This is a genomic window from Aliiroseovarius sp. B-4, assembly GCF_056857795.1.
This window is the reverse complement of record NZ_JBSXNV010000034.1, coordinates 78,959-100,535: the sequence shown is the minus strand read 5'-3', so window position 1 is coordinate 100,535 and position 21,577 is coordinate 78,959. Positions and strand designations below refer to the sequence as shown.

The 21,577-nt window shown below is 60.0% G+C and carries 18 protein-coding genes; 7 read left to right on the top strand and 11 right to left on the bottom strand.

The window, feature by feature from the left end:
* Positions 1 to 90: 90 nt before the first annotated feature.
* The 7 genes from AC13C8_RS07840 to dusB all read right to left on the bottom strand — a co-directional run bounded on the left by AC13C8_RS07840 (position 91) and on the right by dusB (position 10,369).
* On the bottom strand, positions 91 to 1,638 hold the full coding sequence (locus tag AC13C8_RS07840) for a TrkH family potassium uptake protein (protein WP_091430175.1): 1,548 nt from the start codon (positions 1,636 to 1,638) through the stop codon (positions 91 to 93).
* Between the two features lie 27 nt (positions 1,639 to 1,665).
* Positions 1,666 to 3,042 (bottom strand): Trk system potassium transporter TrkA, encoded by a 1,377-nt coding sequence (trkA, locus tag AC13C8_RS07835; protein ID WP_091430177.1) that lies wholly within the window; start codon positions 3,040 to 3,042, stop codon positions 1,666 to 1,668.
* Between the two features lie 108 nt (positions 3,043 to 3,150).
* The gene (ntrX, locus tag AC13C8_RS07830) at positions 3,151 to 4,584 is read right to left on the bottom strand and encodes a nitrogen assimilation response regulator NtrX (protein WP_091430179.1); all 1,434 of its coding nucleotides are present in this window, start codon (positions 4,582 to 4,584) and stop codon (positions 3,151 to 3,153) included.
* The gene (locus AC13C8_RS07825) at positions 4,581 to 6,794 is read right to left on the bottom strand and encodes a sensor histidine kinase NtrY-like (protein ID WP_091430181.1); all 2,214 of its coding nucleotides are present in this window, start codon (positions 6,792 to 6,794) and stop codon (positions 4,581 to 4,583) included. Before AC13C8_RS07825 ends, ntrX begins: the two co-directional genes overlap by 4 nt.
* Before the next feature lie 139 nt (positions 6,795 to 6,933).
* The gene (locus AC13C8_RS07820) at positions 6,934 to 8,307 is read right to left on the bottom strand and encodes a response regulator (RefSeq protein ID WP_482846958.1); all 1,374 of its coding nucleotides are present in this window, start codon (positions 8,305 to 8,307) and stop codon (positions 6,934 to 6,936) included.
* 2 nt (positions 8,308 to 8,309) lie between these two features.
* The gene (locus AC13C8_RS07815; protein ID WP_091430185.1) at positions 8,310 to 9,392 is read right to left on the bottom strand and encodes a two-component system sensor histidine kinase NtrB; all 1,083 of its coding nucleotides are present in this window, start codon (positions 9,390 to 9,392) and stop codon (positions 8,310 to 8,312) included.
* Positions 9,389 to 10,369, bottom strand: a complete 981-nt coding sequence (gene dusB, locus AC13C8_RS07810; protein WP_482846957.1) for a tRNA dihydrouridine synthase DusB — start codon at positions 10,367 to 10,369, stop codon at positions 9,389 to 9,391. The genes AC13C8_RS07815 and dusB overlap by 4 nt, the downstream gene beginning before the upstream one ends.
* Before the next feature lie 166 nt (positions 10,370 to 10,535).
* Here dusB and AC13C8_RS07805 point away from each other — a divergent pair, with 166 nt between their 5' ends.
* From AC13C8_RS07805 to AC13C8_RS07790, 4 genes are all read left to right on the top strand, one after another.
* Positions 10,536 to 11,681 (top strand): bifunctional 2-C-methyl-D-erythritol 4-phosphate cytidylyltransferase/2-C-methyl-D-erythritol 2,4-cyclodiphosphate synthase, encoded by a 1,146-nt coding sequence (locus tag AC13C8_RS07805; protein ID WP_482846956.1) that lies wholly within the window; start codon positions 10,536 to 10,538, stop codon positions 11,679 to 11,681.
* Between the two features lie 4 nt (positions 11,682 to 11,685).
* Complete coding sequence (locus AC13C8_RS07800) at positions 11,686 to 12,186, top strand: phosphatidylglycerophosphatase A family protein (protein WP_091430190.1); 501 nt, start codon at positions 11,686 to 11,688, stop codon at positions 12,184 to 12,186.
* Positions 12,187 to 12,189: 3 nt separating this feature from the next.
* Complete coding sequence (locus AC13C8_RS07795) at positions 12,190 to 12,681, top strand: CinA family protein (protein WP_091430191.1); 492 nt, start codon at positions 12,190 to 12,192, stop codon at positions 12,679 to 12,681.
* A gap of 174 nt (positions 12,682 to 12,855) precedes the next feature.
* Positions 12,856 to 14,037, top strand: coding sequence for an ammonium transporter (locus AC13C8_RS07790; protein WP_482846955.1), 1,182 nt, complete (start codon positions 12,856 to 12,858; stop codon positions 14,035 to 14,037).
* Positions 14,038 to 14,094: 57 nt separating this feature from the next.
* On the opposite strand, the gene AC13C8_RS07785 is transcribed toward AC13C8_RS07790, so the two are convergent.
* Positions 14,095 to 15,384 carry an MmgE/PrpD family protein gene (locus AC13C8_RS07785; RefSeq protein WP_482846954.1) on the bottom strand — a complete coding sequence of 430 codons (1,290 nt, stop codon included), beginning with the start codon at positions 15,382 to 15,384 and terminating at the stop codon, positions 14,095 to 14,097.
* Between the two features lie 123 nt (positions 15,385 to 15,507).
* Here AC13C8_RS07785 and AC13C8_RS07780 point away from each other — a divergent pair, with 123 nt between their 5' ends.
* Together AC13C8_RS07780 and AC13C8_RS07775 are read left to right on the top strand one after the other, a co-directional pair.
* On the top strand, positions 15,508 to 16,782 hold the full coding sequence (locus AC13C8_RS07780) for an HlyC/CorC family transporter (protein WP_091432281.1): 1,275 nt from the start codon (positions 15,508 to 15,510) through the stop codon (positions 16,780 to 16,782).
* Between the two features lie 99 nt (positions 16,783 to 16,881).
* On the top strand, positions 16,882 to 17,250 hold the full coding sequence (locus tag AC13C8_RS07775; RefSeq protein WP_482846953.1) for a hypothetical protein: 369 nt from the start codon (positions 16,882 to 16,884) through the stop codon (positions 17,248 to 17,250).
* 15 nt (positions 17,251 to 17,265) lie between these two features.
* On the opposite strand, the gene AC13C8_RS07770 is transcribed toward AC13C8_RS07775, so the two are convergent.
* Positions 17,266 to 18,819, bottom strand: coding sequence for a helicase HerA-like domain-containing protein (locus AC13C8_RS07770; protein ID WP_482846952.1), 1,554 nt, complete (start codon positions 18,817 to 18,819; stop codon positions 17,266 to 17,268).
* Positions 18,820 to 19,369: 550 nt separating this feature from the next.
* Here AC13C8_RS07770 and AC13C8_RS07765 point away from each other — a divergent pair.
* Positions 19,370 to 20,011 carry an invasion associated locus B family protein gene (locus AC13C8_RS07765; protein WP_482846951.1) on the top strand — a complete coding sequence of 214 codons (642 nt, stop codon included), beginning with the start codon at positions 19,370 to 19,372 and terminating at the stop codon, positions 20,009 to 20,011.
* Positions 20,012 to 20,080: 69 nt separating this feature from the next.
* Here AC13C8_RS07765 and AC13C8_RS07760 read toward each other — a convergent pair whose 3' ends face one another.
* Positions 20,081 to 21,289: a beta-ketoacyl-[acyl-carrier-protein] synthase family protein gene (locus tag AC13C8_RS07760; RefSeq protein ID WP_482846969.1), complete on the bottom strand. Its 1,209-nt coding sequence runs from the start codon at positions 21,287 to 21,289 to the stop codon at positions 20,081 to 20,083.
* Positions 21,290 to 21,303: 14 nt separating this feature from the next.
* Positions 21,304 to 21,570, bottom strand: a complete 267-nt coding sequence (locus AC13C8_RS07755) for an acyl carrier protein (RefSeq protein ID WP_091430205.1) — start codon at positions 21,568 to 21,570, stop codon at positions 21,304 to 21,306.
* Positions 21,571 to 21,577: the final 7 nt, after the last annotated feature.

The following is a 21,577-nucleotide window of genomic DNA, read 5'->3' as shown; positions in this document are numbered from 1 at the left end:
CCTTGGGATCAAGGAATTGACCAGAATAGCGTCGGGACGAGCCGCAGCGCAGCACCTCGCCCATCACGTGCAAACACTGAGCGCGACGCGTCAGCGCCGCCAGACTTCGGGGCTGAGCAGCGCGATGATGGCCAGCATTTCCAGACGGCCAAGGATCATTGCCCCGGCCAGAACGGCCTTGGCCGGGTCTGACAGGGTGCTATAGGAAATCGGCTCGGCCGCTGCGACCTGCGCAATCGGCCCGGTCGTGGTCAGTGCAGCAATGGTCAGCGTCATGGCGCTTTCGAAATCCTGTCCCAGCAGCGAAAACAGCCCCATCACCAGCGCCACGGACATCGACATCAGCATGAAAAAGACCCATGCCATGTAAGCCCCGCGACCGCGGATGTGACGTGCCTCGGTGCCTGATCCGCCGACCGAAGATGGATGGACGAGTTTTTCCATTTCACGTAACCCGTGCAGATACAGCGCATAGACGCGCATCAACTTTGCCCCGCCCGCCGTTGTGGCGACCCCGCCACCGATCAGTGCCAAACCCATCAGGATCAGCCCTGGCGTCTGAAGACCCGACCAATCCCGGCTGACAGACCAGGCGGCGCTGTCGAATCCGGTCGTTGTCAGGAAGGACAGCACCGTAAAGAAGCTGCCCCAAAGAGACGTCAGACCAGCAATCCAGTTCTGCTCTTCATCCACTTCATAAGCCCCCACCCAGTGACGCAGGAACAAAAACAATGGCAGCACGACCACGATCACCAGTGCCAAGCGGATTTCGGGGTCGTCCGACAACCGCCGTCGCCGTTCGCTGCCCTGCATGTCCGACGCAAAGGTCACGCGCGAGATGGCGAAAATGAAGAAGAACGCCATCACAATCTCTCCGGCATAGCCCGAATTGGCGCCCGACGGACCACCGACCGGAGAGATACCGCTGGTCGCAATGGTCGACATCGCGTGGCTCAATGCGACAAAGGCCGTATCACCGGCAATGATCAGACCCAGCCATAATGCCGCGGTAAGGCCAACATAGACTGGCAGAAGGCGCACACCATAGGTTCGGATACGTTCAGAAAAGTCGGCCACGCGCGTGATCTGGCTGACACCCGCGCCAAACCGGGTGTCGCCTGACGCGGCTGCTCCGCGCTTGCCGAACCTGGCCCGCACCTCGAACCCGCCCAGCGACATCGGGGCCAGAATGGCGATCGCACCGACCCAAATGAACAGCCCGCCCATCCAGCCCACCAAGGCGCGCCAAAGGTGCACCGACCTGGCAATGCGATCCGCATCTTCAAACAGGGTTGCGCCCGTGGTGGTCAGGGCCGATACCATCTCGACATAGGAATTCAGAAAGGTGGTCGTGCGCACAGCCTGATGAAAGGGCACCGCCAGCATCACCGGCAACAGAACGAACAGCCCCAGCAGGGCCAACAGATGACGTCGATGTCGGGTCGAGCGGTCTCGATCAGCCATCGCTATCGCCAGAAACGAGGTCAGAAATCCGAACAGCAGCGCGCCATAGAGAAAGACCCGCGCCTCGTAAAACTCGCCAATCATCCAGCCGAAGCCCGCGGGCATCAACATCGCAAGCGCGCTGATCCCCATCAGGATCACAAGCAGCGGCAGTTTGACGATCGTGGCAAGCATGGCTTTGGCCTTGTCCGGGCGGCGGGATCAGAAGAAATCGATGGTCACTTGCAGCAAGCGTTCGACCTCGGGCACGTCTGCCGCCATCGAGAACAAGGCGATCACGTCCCCTTCGTCGATCCGCGTCTTGGCGGTTGGCTTCACAACCTTGTCCCCCTTCAGGATCGCACCGACAAGAACGCCCTCGGGGAAATCAATGTCGCGCACCGCTTTGCCCGCGATGGGCGATGTCGAAAGCACCTGTGCCTCGATCACTTCCGCTTCGGCATCGCCCAGCGAATAGACCTCGCGCACTTTACCGCGACGGATATGGCGCAGGATCGAGCTGACGGTCTGGGTGCGCGGGTTGATATAGGCGTCGATCTTCAACGGTTCCATCAGGTTGACCAGCGACGGGTCATTGATCAGACAGATCGACATCGCACATCCCGCTGTCTTCGCCCTGACAGCGGCCAACAGATTCACCTTGTCGTCATCCGTCACCGACAGGATCGCGTCAGCGCGGGGCACACCGGCTTCGTTCATCAGTTCGATGTTCATTGCATCGCCATGCAACACCACCGTGCGTTCCAACGCATCGGCGGCACGCTCGGCGACGGCGCGGTTCAATTCGACAACCTTGGCGCGGATCCGGTCAGTCCGGTTTTCCAGCTCCCGCGCCACGGCCAAACCCACATTGCCGCCGCCAAGGATCACGACACGCTCTTGACGCTTCACCGACTTGCCGAACACTTCAAGGGTGCGGTTTACATCCTCGGTGCGGGTAAACACATAAATCTGATCGCCGCCGAACAACTGGTCCCCTGCCTCGGGCGCAAACAGGGATCCGTCGCGTCGAATGCCGACCACCACCGCGCTGAGTGTCGAGAACAGATCGGTCAACTGACGCAGCGGCGTGTTGACCACCGGACAGTCATCGGCGATCTGAATGCCCAACAGTTGAACGCGCGCGTCCATGAAGCTTTCGATATCAAAGGCCGATGGCGCTTGCAGCCGTTTCAACACCGCCTGCGCAACCTCGCGTTCCGGGCTGATCACGACATCAATGGGCAGATGGTCGCGCCGATACATGTCGGCGTAAATTGCATCCAGATAGCTTTGGGCGCGCAACCGCGCGATCTTGCGCGGAATGGCAAACACAGAATGCGCGATCTGGCAGGTGACCATATTCACCTCGTCCGAATGGGTCGCGGCAATGATCATATCAGCATCCCTGGCCCCGGCGCGGTCCAACACATCGGGATAAGAGGCATGGCCCGCCACGCCTTGCACATCCAGCGTATCCGTCGCCCGCGCAACAAGTCCGGCGTTGTTGTCCACCACCGTCACGTCATTCTTCTCGCTGGACAGGTGACGCGCAATTTGCCAGCCCACCTGACCGGCACCGCAAATGATGACCTTCATCCGGTTCTCCCTGATGTCACATCAAAAAATCCATGGCAGATGGTCCGATCAGGGTCAATGCCCGCAGACCAAAACCGCCCACCACCGGACATGGCAAGCCCAAGATGATCAGGCGTCGGCCTCGACTTCTGTTTCTTCGTTTTCATCCGCCACATAGGCAACACGTGCCCCTGCCTTCGACCCGGTGACAACCCCCAGAGATTTCAGTTTGCGATGCAAGGCCGACCGTTCCATACCAACGAAATTCGCCGTGCGAGAGATATTGCCGCCAAACCGGTTGATCTGCGTCAGAAGATATTCCCGCTCGAACGCCTCGCGGGCTTCGCGCAGTGGCATCATCGCCAGCGCACCTGACACCACGATCCCCTGATCGCCGCTATCATCTCCACCGCTGTCCTGCCCCGGCAGGTCAGCGGCTTGAATTGGCCCGGTGCCTTCGCCCAGAATAAGCACCCGTTCGATCATGTTCTTCAACTGTCGCACATTTCCGGGCCATTGCATGGTTTGAAGCATCGCTTCCGCATCATCGGCCAGGTCGCGCAACGGCAGACCCTGATCGCGGTTGAACGCTTTCAGGAAAAAGCGCGCAAGCTCAGGAATATCCTCGCGGCGTTCGCCAAGGGGCGGCACGGCAATCGGCACCACGTTCAGCCGGTGATACAACTCCTCACGGAAGCGACCACCGTCGATTTCAGCCTGCAAATCGCGATTTGTCGACGAAATGACACGCAGATCGACCGAGACCTTGTCGTTGCCACCCACACGCTGAAACCGCTGATCGACCAGAACGCGCAGGATCTTGGATTGCGTGCCCGGCGGCATGTCAGCCACCTCGTCGAAATACAGCACGCCGCCATTGGCTTCTTCCAACAGTCCCGGTTCGATCCCGCGTTCGGCGCTTTCGCGGCCAAACAGCACCTCTTCCATCCGATCCGCTTCGATCGAGGCGGAGTTGACCACCACGAAGGGTGCCGACGCCCGGTCGGAATTGGCGTGCACATAGCGCGCAGCCATTTCTTTCCCCGCGCCCGCGGCACCGGACAGCAGCACACGACCGTTCGACTTAGTTACCTTATCCAGATGGGATTTCAGCGACTTGAATGCCGCACTTGATCCGATCATCTCGGTTGGGTGGGTGTCACGGCGTTTCAGTTCGGTGTTTTCGCGGCGCAGGCGGCTGGTTTCCATCGCACGCCCGATCACCACCATCAACTGGTCGATGTTGAACGGCTTTTCGATGAAGTCGTATGCCCCTTGCTTGATCGCGGCGACGGCAATTTCGATATTGCCATGACCCGAGATGATCACCACCGGGACTTCGGGATGTTCGCGTTTCACCATTTTCAGGATATCGATCCCGTCCATCGCTGAATCTTTCAGCCAGATGTCCAGAATCATCAGCGACGGCAGTTCCGCTTTCACCGCCGCCACCGCTTCGTCAGACGTTCCCGCCAATCGGGTCGTGAAGCCTTCGTCTTCCAGAATATCCGAGATCAGTTCCCGGATATCCCGTTCATCATCGACAATCAGAATATCGCTCATGTTGCCCCCGCTTTCTGCTGCTCGGTCCGCCCGTCATCCATGGGCAGAAAAATTCGTGCAAGTGCGCCTGCATGGCCGCCATTGCCTTGAAAGGCGGGCGCGTCTTCAAGGGTCAGACGCCCGCCATGCTCTTCGATAATCTTCTTCACAATCGGAAGCCCCAGTCCGGTTCCTTTTTCCCGTGTCGTGACATAGGGTTCAAACAGCCTTGACCGGTCTTCCGGCAATCCAATTCCGTTGTCGGCGATTGTGATCTCGATCCCGCCCGCAACGCGCTGCATGTCCACCCGAATCTCTGGTGAATGATTCAGTGGCGTTCCCTTTTCCTCTAATGTTTCAATCGCTTCACCGGCGTTCTTTATCAAGTTCGTCAAGGCTTGCCCGATCATGGTGGGGTCAATCTCGACATTGATCGGCCCATCCAGCAATTCAGCACGAATGGTCACACCCTCCTGACCCGCCTGCTGAAGCAGCACCGCGTCGCGCACCAAGGTCACGATATCGGTCGCGCGCCGTTCAGGTTCGGGCATACGCGCGAATTTCGAGAATTCATCGACAATGCGACGCAAGTCATTGGTCTGGCGCACAATAACATCGGTATATTGCTCCAGCGCCTCCACGTCGATACCGTCCACTTTGCTGAATTTACGCTTGATACGTTCAGCGGACAGTTGGATTGGGGTCAACGGGTTCTTGATTTCGTGGGCGATGCGACGGGCGACGTCGCCCCATGCCGCCATGCGCTGGGCAGACACGAGGTCGGTGACATCGTCGAACGCCACCACATAGCCCTCCAACCCGCCCTCATCCGACCGGCGTGTCGCGATGCGCACCAACAGGTTTTCCTGCTTCCCGCCACGCGTAAGACGCAGTTCTGTCTGGGCGGTTTCACGATTGCCGCTTGCCACATCGTCCAGAAGGGATTGGAATTCGGGCACCACCAGCGCCAGTTCCCGTTCGACGCCGGTTTCATCGCGCACGTCCAGCAGATCTTCTGCGGCACGGTTGACGAAAGTCACTTGCCCTTCGGCATTCAGGCCGATCACACCGCCGGTCACGGACCCAAGCACGCTGTCGAACAACCGCCGGCGGCGTTCGATCTGTTCGGTGTTTTCCAGAAGTCGGGCGCGCTGGCCTTTCAACTGGGTGGTCATCTGGTTGAAATACCGGCCCAACATGGCGATCTCATCATCGCCATCTTCCTCGATGACGCGCACGTCCAGATCGCCTGCCCCAACCCGCTGCGCGGCCCCAGCAAGCCGCCCGACCGGGCGGGCCAGACGTTCGGCAAAAGACATGCCCATCCAGATGGCCGCAAGGATCAGGATCACCGCAAAACCCAGATAGATCAGACCAAACTGGAACAGCCGCTGGCCGCGCTGGCTTTCCAACTGGTTATAGACGCGGGCCGCTTCCTGCGTTTCGTCGACAAGGTCCAGGATCTCGCCGTTCACATCGCGGGTCAGTTGGATCAGGTGGTCCGAGAAATTGTCCAGCTTGATCAGAACCCGGAACTCGTTGTTCTGCCAATCCTCGATGACCACGGTTTCGCCCGCAAGCGCCCGGTCCAGATCGGCCTGGCTGGGTTGTTCATAATCGAACAGATACGATCCGCCACCCCGCACGCGGATAACACCGTGTGAATCGATCACATAGGCTTCACGCAGCCCACGCTGGATCCGAGCCTGACCCTGTGTCAGCAACGACCCAAGTTCAGCATCCGTCAACAGCAGTTGCGATTGGCGCTGGCGTTCAAGAAACACCGCGATGGCTTCACCATCCTGCACCAGCCCATCACGGCTTTCCTGCTTATAGGCCTGCGCGGCGGAAAGGGAATTGCCAACCACAGTGCGCACCCGGTCGGAAAACCAGCCCTCAAGCCCCATATTCAGGGTCAACATCGCAAAGATTGCCACAAGGATGGTGGGACTGAGCGCGATGACCGCAAATACCACAGTCAATCGCAAATGCAGCCGTGACCCCGCGCTTTCCTGACGGCGCGCCACGATCATTCGGCCAAGCCCTGCCAGAACAAGCCCCGCCACCATGATTACATAGATCACATCAGCCAGCAGGATCAGTCGTAACGTGTTGCTATCAGCGCGTTGGGCAAAAGGTCCAAGCGTCAAGAATGTCACAATGGCCAGAACCGGGCCAAGGACAACCATTCCAAAGGCACCAACCGATCTGAACCTGCGCCACCGGCGCATGGACAGATATTGGTCCAGCCTCGACTTCCGCACCGCGCGTCGCGCCACTGTGCTCGCCCCTACTCGTCATGGCCGCGTTTCCGCAGCGACCGCCTGAGTGGCCCGGGTCTTTGCCCAATTGCCACGCTCTGTTGCCCTTTTACATCAACTTACGGCGGCGTGTCACCTCGATTTCGAGCTCGGTGATCTTTTTACGCAAGGTATTGCGGTTGATTCCCAGCAAATCGGCACATTTAGCTTGGTTGCCGCCGGTCGCGTCCAGTGCGATTTCGATCAACGGAAGCTCCACTTCGCGCAAAATCCGCTGATAAAGCCCGGTTGGCGGCAGTGTTCCGCCGTGCAAATCGAAATAACGTTGCAAATGCCGGGCGACCGAATCTGACAGACGTTCATCGCTGATATCCGCTGTCACGAACGATGCAGAGGCCGCTCTGCCCAAAGCCAGTTCAACTTCCGCCTTGGTGATTTCTTCCTCGGCGCTGGTCACGACAAGCCGATTGACCAGATTTTCCAGTTCACGCACATTTCCCGGCCACGGGAACGCCCGAAGGGTCTGCGCTGCGTCAGAGGAAAACCGCCGTTCGGGCAGACCATCGCGCGCGGCACGGGCCAGGAAATGTTCGGACAGGGCGGGGATATCCTCAAGCCGTTCGCGCAGGCTGGGCACCGGGATCACGACACCGGCCAGGCGGTAATACAGATCTTCGCGAAAAGCGCCCTGCGCCGCCGCCTTTGCCAGATCCCCTTGCGATATCGCCAGAACACGCGGACCGTTCGGCCCCATACCGTCCAGCAGACGCGACAGGCGCGCTTGCGCATCCGCATCCAGATCGCCGACGCCATCAAATAAAATGGTGCCCCCACGCGCGCGCCGGACCACATCGCTGACCCCGTCCGACGGGGCAAGATCATCTGGCGTCGCGATGATGAAAGGCCCTTCGCGCCGCTCGGAGAAGTCATGCAGGGCCTGTGCGATCAGCGACTTTCCCGTGCCGCTTTCGCCGGTGATCAGCACCGGCAGGTCAACATTCAGAACCCGCGCAACAAGGCGATACAGCTCTTGCATTGCAGGGGTGCGCCCAACCAATGGCAAATCCGTCGCGGTGTTGGCGTGCGGGGCCGCTTCGGCATCACTGGGCGTTCGCACTCGCTTGCGTTCCAACGCCTGCGCCGTGCGCTTCATCAGGTCCGGCAGATCAAACGGTTTCGGCAGATAGTCGAACGCCTCCGCCTCGGCGGCCTGAATAGCGGTCATGATGGTGTTTTGGGCTGAAATGACGATCACCGGCAGGTTGGGCCGCAATTTCGCGATCCGCGGCAGCGCCTCCAACCCGTTTCCATCCGGCATGACAACGTCCGAGATTACGGCATCCCCGCGCCCGTCTTCGACCCAGCGCATCAGCGTTGCCATCGACCCGGTGGCGTGCACCCGGCACCCCGCGCGGGTCAGCGCCTGCGTCAAAACGGTGCGGATCGTACGATCGTCATCGGCGACAAGAACGGTTCCGTCCATGGTCAGCCTCCTTTCCGATTGGGGGCCGGGGCGACCGGCAGGGATATGCGAAATGCGGTGCGTCCGGGACGGCTGTCGACCGAGATCAGCGCGCCGTGATCCGTCAGGATCTTGGACACCAGCGCCAGACCCAGCCCGGTTCCGTTTTCGTGTCCCGAAACAAACGGGTCAAATACATGATCGGCGATGTCGGCGGGCAGGCCCGGACCGTTGTCGATCACCTCGACCTGCAAGGGCAAACTCGCTTGGCCACCTTCAGGCAAGTGCAGACGCAGCCCCGCCTCGTAATAGGTGTGTATTTCTATTTTCCCTTCGCCTTTGCAGGCTTGTGCGGCGTTCTTCAGCAAATTCAGAAAGACCTGTTGTATCTGATCGCCATCAACCCAGACATCCGGCAAAGATGGATCATAAGCCTCGGAGATTACCATGCCGGGTGCAAATCCGATCTGCGCCGTTGCCCGCGCACGATCCAGAATATCGTGAATATTCACTGGAGCGCAGGCGGGTGGGCGCAGATCGCCAAACTGCTCCACCTGATCCAACAGCGCCACAACACGGCGGCTTTCTGCGACGATCAGGTCGGTCAGTTCCCGATCTTCCGAGGACAGTGACATCGACAAAAGCTGCGCGGCCCCGGTGATCCCGGCCAGCGGGTTCTTGATTTCATGGGCCAGCATTTCGGCCATGCCGATGGCTTGCCGCGCCGCCACCTGCGAGCCTTGCACCCAGCCCAGATGCTCGGCCCCATTGCGCGGCTGAAGCAGGATCAGGACGTGGTTCTTATCGCCCCCCGGCGTGGTCAGCGGCGAAAACTGAACATTGATTTCGCGCAGATCGCCGCCCGGCAGGGTCAGCTTGGCGCTGTCCACATAAAGCGGGCCGCCGGTGCTTCGTACCCGCGCAAGGGCGTCGTCAATATCGACGGATAGTTCAATTTTTACACCCAACCGAGCACCGATCAGGCTGCGTTCCGAGATGTTCAGAAACATCTCGCCTGTGCCGTTCAACCGTTGAACGCGTCCGTCTTCACCAAGTTCGATCGCGGGCACCGGCAATGCCGACCAGAGATGACCGTCCCCACTCATGCCGCGCGCCGTTCGGTTAGCATGGCGTCAGGCAGCATGGACAACACATCAGCGGTGTCGCGGTTTGACAGGATGCGACGGCGCAACCCGGCATCAGTTTCGACCATATCCATATACCAGCCCAAATGCTTTCGAATGACCCGTGCGCCCAGATCAGCACCGTAGAAATCAAGACTGGCCCGGTAATGCTCCGTCACCATATTCGCCAAAGCCATGCCCTGCGGGATCGTCGGGGCGGCTGTGCCCCAGATGTCATGCGCCACCTGTGCCAAAAGCCATGGTTGCCCGCCGCTACCCCGACCGACCATCACACCATCGGCACCGCTTGCCGCCAAAGCCTGCCGCGCGGTCGCCGTGTCCACGATGTCGCCATTGGCAATCACCGGGATCGACACGGCCTCTTTCACGGGGCGGATCGCGGCCCAATTGGCGCAGCCCTTGTAGAACTGGCAACGGGTGCGACCATGGATCGTGATCATTTGAATGCCCGCCGACTCGGCCATCTGCGCCAACGTCGCGGCATTGAGGCTGTCATCATCCCAACCAAGGCGGGTCTTCAGCGTGACGGGCACCGAAACCGCGTCCACGATCGCCTTGATCAACTGCAACGCATGATCCAGATCGCGCATCAGGGCCGAACCGGACATGCCACCGACCACTTTGCGGGCGGGGCATCCCATGTTTATGTCGATGATCTTTGCGCCATTCTGTTCGACCATACGCGCAGCCTCACCGGCCCAATAAACATCCCGCGCGGCCAACTGCACCGCTGTATCGGCGTATCCAAACCCCAGCTCGGCCCGTTCGCGCACCCCCGGCTTGGCCTGCACCATTTCCTGACTAGCGACCATTTCCGACACCACAAGCCCCGCGCCGAAGCTGGCGACAAGGTTGCGAAACGGCAGATCCGTGATGCCGGCCATGGGGGCCAGCAAAACCGGAGGGTCGAGGGTGAGATCCTTGACGCGGACTGACATGCCTAATCCTTGTGCAACATGCTTGAAGCTGTAAGACGCCTTGCGAAATAGCAACTTCTGACGCCGCGCGCGAGGATTAGATTCTTAGTTTGCCTATTTTTTGTGCAACTTTCTTGACCCAAATGGCCCCATTGTCCTTCATTTCGGCACAGCCTAAACAAGAGCCATGGAAATCGCAGCCATCATCGTTGCCGCCGGACGCGGCACCCGCGCAGGCACTTGCCTGCCCAAGCAGTGGCGCCGGATCGCTGGCGCGACGGTGGCACAGCGCAGCGTGGCCGCCTTTCAAGCGCATCCCCGCATCACACGCTACGTGCTTGTCATTCATCCTGATGATGATGCGCTGGCCCGCGACATTGACGGGGTCCAGCTTGTGCATGGCGGCTCCACCCGTGACGCGAGCGTGCGCGCGGGGCTTGAAGCTCTGGTCGACCATGCGCCCGATCTGGTGCTGATCCATGACGTGGCCCGCCCGCTGGTCAGCGCCGATGTGATCGACGGCGTGATCGGCGCACTTTCAAGCGCCCCCGGCGCTGCCCCGGCCCTGTCTGTCACCGACGCGCTGTGGCATGGCACCGGCGGCGTGGTCACAGGCACCCGGTCGCGCGACGGACTTTTTCGCGCCCAGACCCCACAAGGGTTCCACTTTGGCCCGATCCTCGCCGCCCACCGCGCCCATCCGGGCGGGGCAGCGGATGATGTCGACGTGGCGCGCCGCGCCGGGCTGGACGTTGCCATCACGATGGGCGATGAAAATAACCTGAAGATCACCATGCCGGGCGACTTTGCCCGCGCCGAACGGCTGATCCGCGATACGGCAAAGGAGCAGGAAATGGACATCCGCATTGGCAACGGGTTCGACGTGCACGCGTTCGAAGATGGCGATCACGTCATCCTTTGCGGTGTGCGCATTCCGCACGGCCGCAAACTCAAAGGGCACTCGGATGCGGATGTGGGGATGCACGCGCTGACCGATGCCATCTACGGGGCGTTGGCCGAGGGCGACATCGGCCAGCATTTTCCGCCGTCTGATCCCCAGTGGAAAGGGGCGAAAAGCCATATCTTCCTGCGCCACGCGGTTGATCTGGCCAAGTCGCGCGGCTATCGCCTGTCGAACGCCGATGTGACCCTGATTTGCGAACAACCAAAGATCGGCCCACATGCAAGCGCCATGCGCGCGGCGTTGGCGGAAATCATGGGTCTGGACGTTGACCGGGTGTCGGTGAAAGCCACCACCTCGGAACGTCTGGGGTTCACCGGCCGATCTGAAGGTATCGCATCGCTGGCTTCGGCCACCTTGGTCAAGGTTTGATCGGATGCAGAAACCAACCGCCAAACTGATCGCGACGTTCTTCTATTCCGGGCTGATGAAGCCCGCCCCCGGCACGTGGGGCACGCTGGCTGCGCTGCCCGCTGCGTGGCTGTTGCATCTTGTCGGAGGCCCCGTCCTGCTGACCGGGGCCACCATCATTGCTTATTACATTGGTCTCAAGGCAACCGAGGCCTACACTGCGGGGTCAGACAACCACGATCCCGGCGAGGTGGTGATCGACGAAGTGGTAGGCATGTGGATCACCCTGTTTCCAGTGTCCTTCGGGGCCAAGATGATGGGCGCGGATATCCTTGCGCTTTATCCCGGCTGGATCGTCGGCTTTCTGGCCTTCCGCTTCTTTGACATCACCAAATTCGGTCCCATCGGCACTGCCGACCGGCGCGGCGACGCGGCCGGGGTGATGATGGATGATGTCTATGCTGGCGTCGCGGCCGCCGTCACCGTGATCCTTGCCGCATATGCCGCCCATGCGGTTATGATATGACCCATGTCCCAACAAGTCTCCGCCTCTGACCTTCTTGACCTGTGCCGCACCAAGGGCTTGATCATCGCCACAGCAGAAAGCTGCACCGGCGGCATGGTTGGTGCGTGGCTGACCGAAGTGGCCGGCAGTTCTGATGTGTTCGACCGTGGTTTCATCACCTATTCCAACGCCGCCAAACACGAGATGCTTGGGGTCAATCAATCCACGCTTGAGGCATATGGCGCGGTGTCGGAACAGGTCGCGCATGAGATGGCACAAGGCGCGCGGGACCGATCGCAGGCGGACTTGGCGGTGTCAATCACCGGTATCGCCGGCCCCGGCGGATCCGAGCACAAGCCCGAGGGACGCGTTTGCTTCGGGATCGCCACACCGAGCACATGCAAGACCGAGACGGTTGAATTCGGCGCTGCGGGCCGCGCCAATGTGCGTGCCGATGCCGCGAAACACGCACTGATGCTTTTGACGCAAGCTGCCTTGGCATTGGGCGATGGTTGAACACAGGTTTGCACGGTGCCCAGATAACACCCAAACCTGAAGAAACTGCGCCTTATAATTAGGCGAGTTATATTTTTGCGCGCCTTCTCTCAGCAAATCTGCCGAACACTATCCCGTCTTCGTCCGTGCTGCGCCACAAAACGCGGCACCACAGACTCACTCAAGGAGGGGATTATGAACGGGGCAGATACCGCTTGGATCATCGTGGCGACGGCACTGGTGCTGTTCATGTCGCTGCCGGGGCTGGCGCTTTTCTATGGTGGGCTTGTGCGTGCGCGCAACGTGCTCAGCGTCTTCATGCATGTCTATGCCATTGCCTGTTTGATGAGCGTGCTGTGGCTGGCTTTCGGCTATACCATCGCGTTTGGTGACGCGACACATGGATGGTTTGGCAGTCTGGACAAGGCTTTCCTGTCAGGTGTCACGGCTGACAGCCTGTCGGGCACCTTGCCCGAGGTTCTGTTCTTCGCCTTCCAGATGACCTTTGCGATCATCACCCCGGCGCTGATCGTCGGTGCTTATGTCGAGAGGATCGGGTTTGGGTTCGTCATGGCCTTCTCCGGTCTGTGGATGCTCGTTTGCTATGCGCCGGTCGTGCATTGGATCTGGGGTGGTGGCGCGCTGTCCGATGGTGGCATCTTTGGCAAGATTGGCGCGCGCGATTTCGCGGGTGGCATCGTCGTGCATGAAACCGCCGCCATTGCCGCGCTGATCGTTGCCGTTATGTTGGGACCGCGCAGACACCGCACCACCCCACCCCATGCCCCTTGGATGGTATTCATGGGGGCGGGCATGCTGTGGGTCGGCTGGTTCGGCTTCAACGGCGGTTCGCGACTGGCCGCAGATGGTGGTGCAGCCATGGCGATCACCGTCACCCATATCTCGGCCGCGACCGCCTCGCTATCCTGGGCGGTGTGGGAGCGGATCAAATACGGCAAGGCCAGTCTAGTGGGTATCGTGACCGGCACCATTGCCGGTCTGGCCTCGATCACGCCCGCATCCGGCTTCGTCGGGCCCATCGCGGCGCTCATCATCGGTGGTGTTGCCGGCGTTCTGTGTCAGGAAGCCGTAAATTTCATTCGCAACAAACTGCAAATCGACGACACGCTGGATGTGTTCGCTGTGCATGGCGTGGGCGGAATTTTTGGCACGATCATGATCGCGGTTTTCGGTCAGGGCAGCTGGATCGCGCAACTGGGTGCGCTGGCAATCGTCGGTGCGTTCACTGCCATCATGACCGTGGTTCTGGTGAAATTGGTTGGGCTGTTCCTGCCCTTGCGCGTGGATCCTGAGATCGAGACAAACGGGCTTGATCTGTCAGCCCACGGGGAACGTGCCTATGACATCATGTCGTAACGCGGCTCAGACGCTGAATTAAGACAGGCGGGCTGCAAGGTCCGCCGCCGGTCCCGGTCAAGCCGACCTCAGCAGTCCACACAGCGTTGGCACGTCGGGAAGCGATCCCACCGCGTCGATCAAAGGCTCGGCCCGTGGCCCCAACAGCGCCCTGCTTTTTGCCTCCAGCTTTTCGCGCCGGGTCTCAATCGTCATGGTCTGGTTCAGATTATGCTCGGCCGTGAACGCCGCGCCGGACCGCAGGGTCACTTCAACCCGTGCCGCGGTTTCCGCGATGTTGTCATCCGCCACCACATGAACCCGCGATGCCAGAGCGGACAAGAACGAATCGCGCGCGATTTCGTCCGAAAAGCTGTCCAAGACCGATGTATCGACCCCTGACAGCGCCATCGCGGCGCAATGGGCAAAAGAGAATTTGACCTCCATCCCGGTCTTGGGGTGAGGAATGTTGCACACGCTCATCCATCGGGGATGCGTCCAAAGCTGCATTTCGGCGATGTCGGGCGCAGCGCACTCGATCTGGGCCAACGCCTCAAGCATGGCATGGGTGCCGTGGCAGCAGGCGTGAAACTTGTGACTGATCGACAGAATGTCCCAATGCTGGCCTGGCCGCTCAAAGACCGTGTTATCCGCTTGCGCCGCGTGTGTGGGGCCAAAACCCTGAGGCCCGTCGATCCCATCTGGCGTCGAGATAAAGCCCGCCTTCGCCGCCCGTGCCACCTCGACCCCTGTCTGGGCGGCAAGACCGGCGTGATAAGGCTTGCCCATCGTTCCGAACTGACTCTTCAATCCTGCCGCACGGGTGGCACACAGACCCAGCGCCTGCGTCATCTGGTGTGCGCTCAGGGCCAGCAACCGCCCCGCGGCCAATGTCGCGCCAAACGCGCCTGCGGTGGCGGTCTGATGAAAGCCCGTTTGATAATGACTGCGCCCCAACCAACGCCCGATGCGGATCGAACCTTCAACACCGACCAGTGCTGCATCCAGCAGGTCGGACCCAGGCGCCTCAATCCAGTCTGCAATCGCCAGCGCCGCAGGCACCACCGCAACGGATGGATGGCCGATATGCGCGAAATGTGTGTCATCGTAATCCAGCGCATGGGACGTGGTGCCATTGACCATCGCCGCCGCCCGCACCGGAAACTTTCGGGATAACCCGGCCACACTGGCCTGGGCGCCGCCGCCGTCGTCCACAGCCATTTCGCGCATGATCCGCGCGACGGGTTCACCAACGCCGGCAATGGTGACAGTGGCCCAATCCAGAAGCGACAGGGCCATCACCTCACGCGCTTGATGACCGGCATCGCCCTTGACCGGCCCGACACCGAAGCGCGTGAGTTCGTTCATGACCATGCCCATCTGCACCCCTTTCCTGCCCATCCCTTGAAAGCATACGCGTTGACCTACATAAGACTATTACGTTTTGCGCAAAACGCAGTAACAGAAAAACGAAAGGCAAACGGGATCATCATGGACACTGGCTTTTGGATCAGCAGCGGGGCAATCGCGGCGCTTCTGGTGCTTTCGGCATTCTTTTCAGGGTCGGAAACGGCGCTGACGGCAGCATCGCGCGGAAAGCTCAGGTCACGCGCAGACCGGGGCGACCGGGGATCCCAACGCGCGTTGACGATCACCGAGGATAACGAACGCCTGATCGGGTCGGTCCTGTTGGGCAACAACCTTGTGAACATTCTGGCCGCCTCGCTTGCGACCGCGCTGTTTACCCGGCTGTTCGGCGACAGCGGCGTCGCACTTGCGACCCTGGTCATGACCCTGCTGGTCTTGATCTTCGCTGAAGTGCTGCCGAAAACCTATGCCATCACGATGCCCGAGGAGGCCGCGGCGAAAGCCTCCGGCCCAATCTCGGTGGTTATCTCGTTGTTTTCGCCCATTGTTTCGGCAGTGCGTGTCATCACCCGCGGATTGCTAAGCCTGTTTGGCGTAAAAACCGACCCCGACAGCCACATTCTGGCGGTGCGGGAAGAGATCATGGGCGCCATCGCGCTGGGCCATTCCGAAGGGGCCGTCGAAAAAGAAGACCGTGACCGGTTGCTGGGTGCGCTGGATCTGGGTGATCGCGCCGTCGAAGAAATCATGCTGCACAGAAGCCAGATCGAGATGATCGACGCCTCGGCCCCTGCAATCGAAGTGCTGGAACAAATCCTTGCCTCGCGGCATACCCGCCTGCCCGTTTATCGCGACGAACCAGAGAACATTATTGGCGTGATTCACGCGAAAGACCTGAGCCGCGCGATGTATATGGCGCAGGCCGAAGGTAAACCGATCGAGGAATTTGACGTTCTACAAGTGGCGATGAAACCCTATTTCATCCCCGAAACCACGACGCTGGACGACCAGATGCGTCAGTTCCTGCGCCGTCACACCCACTTTGCGCTGGTCGTGGATGAATACGGATCGCTGGAAGGCCTGATCACGCTTGAGGACATTCTGGAAGAGATCGTGGGCGAAATCACCGATGAGTTCGACGTTCAAACCGAGCCTGAAATCAAACGCAACGCGGACGGCAACTATCTTGTCGACGGGGCCGTGACGATCCGGGACATCAACCGGGCAAATGACTGGAACCTGCCGGATGACGAAGCCAACACCATCGCCGGGCTGGTGATCCACGAGGCCCAGATGATCCCCAATGAAGGCCAGGTCTTTTCCTTCCACGGCTTCCGGTTCGAAGTTGTGAAGCGCGATGGCAATCGGGTGGCGATGCTGAAGATACGCCCGCTATAGTCTCCGCGTGATGCGTGGCTGTATCGCGGGGTTTAGACTTGCAGTCGACCGTCAGATGACGGTTAGCTGGGATAACACCAACTGATATCGGAGCAGTCCATGACCAAGCGCGCCCATTCACCCCTCGCCCTGACGACCGCAATCTGCGCGTTGATCGCCACCGCGCCCGTCGCGATGGCCGACAGTGACACACAAGACCCGCTGTATCCGGCACTGGCCGGAAAGTCCTTTGTCGGCAAGACCGGGCTGGCCATCAAACTGGAAGAGGATGGCACCATCAGTGGCGGCAGCGATACAATGCAATTCGGCGGCACGTGGACGGTCGAGAACGGTCAATACTGTCGCACCCTGACGGAGCCAACGCCCGAACCCATGCGCTCAACCGGCTGTCTGGATGTCCAGATCGACGGCGACCAAGCGACCCTGACCAGCGAAGATGGCACGGTTCGGACTTACACGCTACAATAGATTCTGGCGGCGCACCTAGCGCCCCTTGAACAATGACCCGAAGATGCCGCGCACGATGCGTTTGCCTGTCGTGCCCTTCAGTTCTTTGACCACCACGTTCAGGACCGCTTCGCTGAACCCTTCGTCGGATTTTTGCGACCGCCGGCGTGAAACTGGTTTGTTATCTTCGGTGCCGGTGTATCGCCGCCCGGCTTTGAACTCACGCAAGGTCAAGGTTTCTTCCGCTTCGGCGGCGCGACGCTCTGCCTCTTCTGCTTCTTTCGCAGCGTCAGCAGCCCGTTTGGTCAGCATTTCATAGGCGCTGTCGCGATCTTTCAGGGTCTCGTATTTCCCGGCAATCGGGGACGCGTCGATCAGCATCTTTCGCTCGCCCGGTTCAATCGGGCCAAGCTGCGAACTGGGTGGACGGATCAATGTGCGTTCAACCACGCTTGGCGCGCCTTTGGCTTCCAGAAACGAGGTGACAGCCTCGCCGACGCCCACCTCGCGGATCGCATCCTCGGTCGAAAACCGGGGATTGTCGCGATAGGTTTCGGCGGCTTGTTTCAGCTCCTTGCGGTCGCGGCCTGTGAACGCGCGCAAGGCGTGTTGAATACGGTTGCCCAACTGGCCCAGGATGTCCTCTGGCACGTCGGCGGGGTTCTGCGTGATGAAATAGACCCCCACGCCCTTGGAGCGGATCAGCCGCGCCACCTGTTCGACCTTGTCCACCAATGCCTTGGGCGCGTCGTCAAACAGCAAATGCGCCTCGTCGAAGAAGAACACCATCTTGGGTTTGTCCCGATCGCCCACTTCGGGCAATTCTTCGAACAATTCGGACATCAGCCACAGAAGGAACGTCGCATAGAGGCGCGGCGCACCCATCAGTTTGTCGGCTGCCAGGATCGAGATGCGGCCGCGCCCGTCTAGATCGGTGCGAATGATATCGGCCAGATCGAGGGCTGGCTCTCCAAACAGCTTGTATCCACCCTGGTTTTCCAGAACCAGCAACGCGCGCTGGATCGCCCCGACGGAACTGGTCGAGACATTGCCATAGCGCAGAGACAGCTCTTTCGCGTTCTCGCCCACCCAAACCAACAGGGCTTGCAGATCTTTCAGGTCCAAAAGCGGCAAGCCCTGTTCGTCGGACACGCGGAAGGCAATGTTCAGCACCCCTTCCTGCGCATCCGTAAGCTCCAACAGGCGGGACAGCAGCAGCGGCCCCATCTCGGTCACGGTGGTGCGGATCGGGTGGCCCTGTTCGCCATACAGGTCCCAGAACGTCACGGGGAAGGCTTCATAAGCGTAATCATCAAAGCCGATCTTCTGGGCGCGACTGGTGAAGGCCTCGTGCAGCTTAAAGCCCGCTGACCCGGCCTTGGCCAGCCCAGACAAGTCACCTTTCACATCAGACAGAAACACCGGCACGCCCTGGGCTGCGAAACTTTCCGCAAGAATCTGCAACGTCACGGTTTTCCCGGTGCCAGTCGCCCCGGCGATCAAACCATGCCGATTGGCATATCTAAGCAAAAGCCCCTGCTTGGTGGCATAGTCTTCACCCCCGCCACCAACGAAAATCGCACCATCCATCTACTCGCCTCCCAAGGGCCAAAAATCACTTGTCCAAACAATACAAAATTAACCGATTTGCACCATAGTGGATTCACCCCGACAATTGTCGATTGTCGGGGTTGACATCCTCCCTGTCAGACTGGCCTCGCCTTCGGGCGAGGCGTTTTTCTTAACAAGGTGAATTAATTAGGCGTCAATGGTCGAGTTTCCACATGTCGTCAAAAACCGACATTTTGCTTGAAAAACCCGTCGCAAAAATCCTTGACCCCTGCGACCAAGTGACATAGCGTCTGCCTCATAAGCCGGTCAGTCCGGCAGGGAGAGAACAATTGAAAAGGATCCGCCTGTCGGATCCTTTTCTTTTTTCGGTCATTATCAAGCTCAAAATCCGGGGAAATTCGCCACCCGGCGACCGTTGATATCCCGGTCCCCTTTCGGCGGTCCTTTGCCCAAAATCAGAGCCGACGGTGACTCCGGCTCAACCTTTTAAGGTTTTGCACCTGACACCCGTTTTGGGTCGTGGTATCCACACACCCAATGAGACCCGAAATATATGTAAGGATCCGACATGAAGGCTGAGCTGATGAAAACGCTGCCGCTGGCAGTTCTTTTGGCGCTGGCGACCCCGGCATTTGCACAGGACACACCCGAGACCCCCACCGAGGCCCCCGCAACCGAGGCGGAACAGCCGGCCAATCAACCCAATGTCGATTTGGGTGAACCGGTGGATGGTGAACGCCAACCGGGCCAGACCTATATCGAAAAGGTTGTAGGCGATTGGGAGCGCAAATGTATCACATTGCCCGAAGGTCAGGGGGATGACCCCTGCCAGATGTATCAACTTCTGAAAGACGACAAGGGCAATTCAGTTGCCGAAATATCGCTTGGACGGTTGCCCGATGGCGGTCAGGCTGTTGCCGGGGCGACAGTGGTTGTGCCGCTTGAAACCCTGTTGACCCAACAGCTGACCGTTGCTGTGGATGGTGGGCAGGGCAAACGCTATCCGTTCCGGTTCTGCGCGCAACCCGGTTGCGTCGCGAATATCGGTTTCACCCAAGCCGAGGTTGATGGGTTCAAACGCGGGGCAACGGCCACCGTCACAATTGTGCCAGCCGCCGCGCCGGATCAAAAGGTCAACCTGTCCATGTCTTTGAAAGGCTTCACAGATTCCTATAACGAATTGATTGTTCCGGTTCCGTCACAGCAGTAAGCCGAGCATATGAACACAAAAAACGCCGCCTCATGGGGCGGCGTTTGTCATTGGGCTGCCGTCTCAAGATCAGATTGTGCGCAGTGCCAGAACGGCGTTCAGCCCCCCGAAGGCAAATGCATTGGACAGAACCGCATTGACCCGCACGTCGCGCGCCACGTTGGGCACCACGTCCAGCGCGCATTCCGGGTCCGGTTCCTCGTATCCGATGGTGGGCGCGATCACGCCCTCGCGCAGCGCCATGATGCAGGCCAGAAGCTCGACCGCGCCGGTGCCACCGATCAGATGCCCGTGCATCGACTTGGTGGACGAGATCATCAGGTCATCGGCATGATGCCCAAACGCATCGGCCACTGCCGCGCATTCCGTCTTGTCATTCGCCGTCGTGCCCGTTCCGTGCGCATTCACATAGCCCACATCTTCGGGGTTCAGGCCCGCGTCACGCATCGCCCCGACAATGGCCCGCGACGCCCCCTGCTTGGACGGCATCACGATGTCGGCGGCATCCGAAGTCATCGAGAAGCCCACCACCTCGGCCAGAATCTCGGCCCCGCGGGCGCGGGCGTGCTCATAGTCCTCGAACACGAACACCGCCGCGCCTTCGCCCTGCACCATACCGTTGCGGTTGGCGGAAAAAGGGCGACAGGCGTCTTTCGACATGACCCGAAGACCCTCCCATGCCTTGATGCCGCCAAAGCACAGCATCGCCTCGGACCCGCCGGTGATCATCACATCGGCCATACCGGACCGGATCATCTGCATCGCCTGCCCCATCGCGTGGTTGGAACTGGCGCAGGCGGTCGCCACGGTGAAACTTGGTCCCTTAAGGTTCCATTCCATCGACACATGGCTGGCGGCGGCGTTGTTCATCAGCTTGGGCACCACGAAGGGATGAACGCGGTTCTTGCCATCCTCGTAAACGGTGCGATAATTCTCATCCAGCGTGTTCATCCCGCCGCCGGACGTGCCCAGAACCACACCGGAGCGGGTTGCCAGTTCGCCCGAAAAGCCAAGGCCCGCCTGCCCGATCGCCTCGCGCGCGGCCAGCAGGGTGAACTGCGTGAACCGGTCATAAAGCGCGATTTGCTGGCGGTTGAAGCTGGCCTCCGGTTCATAGCCCTTGATCTGCGCACCGATGCGGATCGACAGGCGTTCCACATCCTGAAATTCCAGATCGCCGATGCCACTGCGGCCCTCGCGCATCGCCTCAAGCGTTTCAGGCACATCGCGTCCCAATGCGTTGATCGTGCCTTGCCCGGTGATCACAACCCGGCGCATGTGCCGTGTCACGGTCACGCGGCCTGCGTCGCAACCAAACCCTGCACCGCACGGATGATTGCGTCGACCGAGGAAATGTCGAAATCCCCTTCGGTCGGGTCATTGGCGTTGAACGGGACCGAGACGTCAAACGCCTCTTCAATGGCAAAGATGCTTTCGACAAGCCCCAGACTGTCAATGCCAAGGTCTTCCAGCGATTGATCCAGTGAGATATCGCCGGGTTCCAACATGGCCTGCTCTGCCAGGATGGCGATCACGCGGTCTTTGATGTTGTCCGACATGACATAC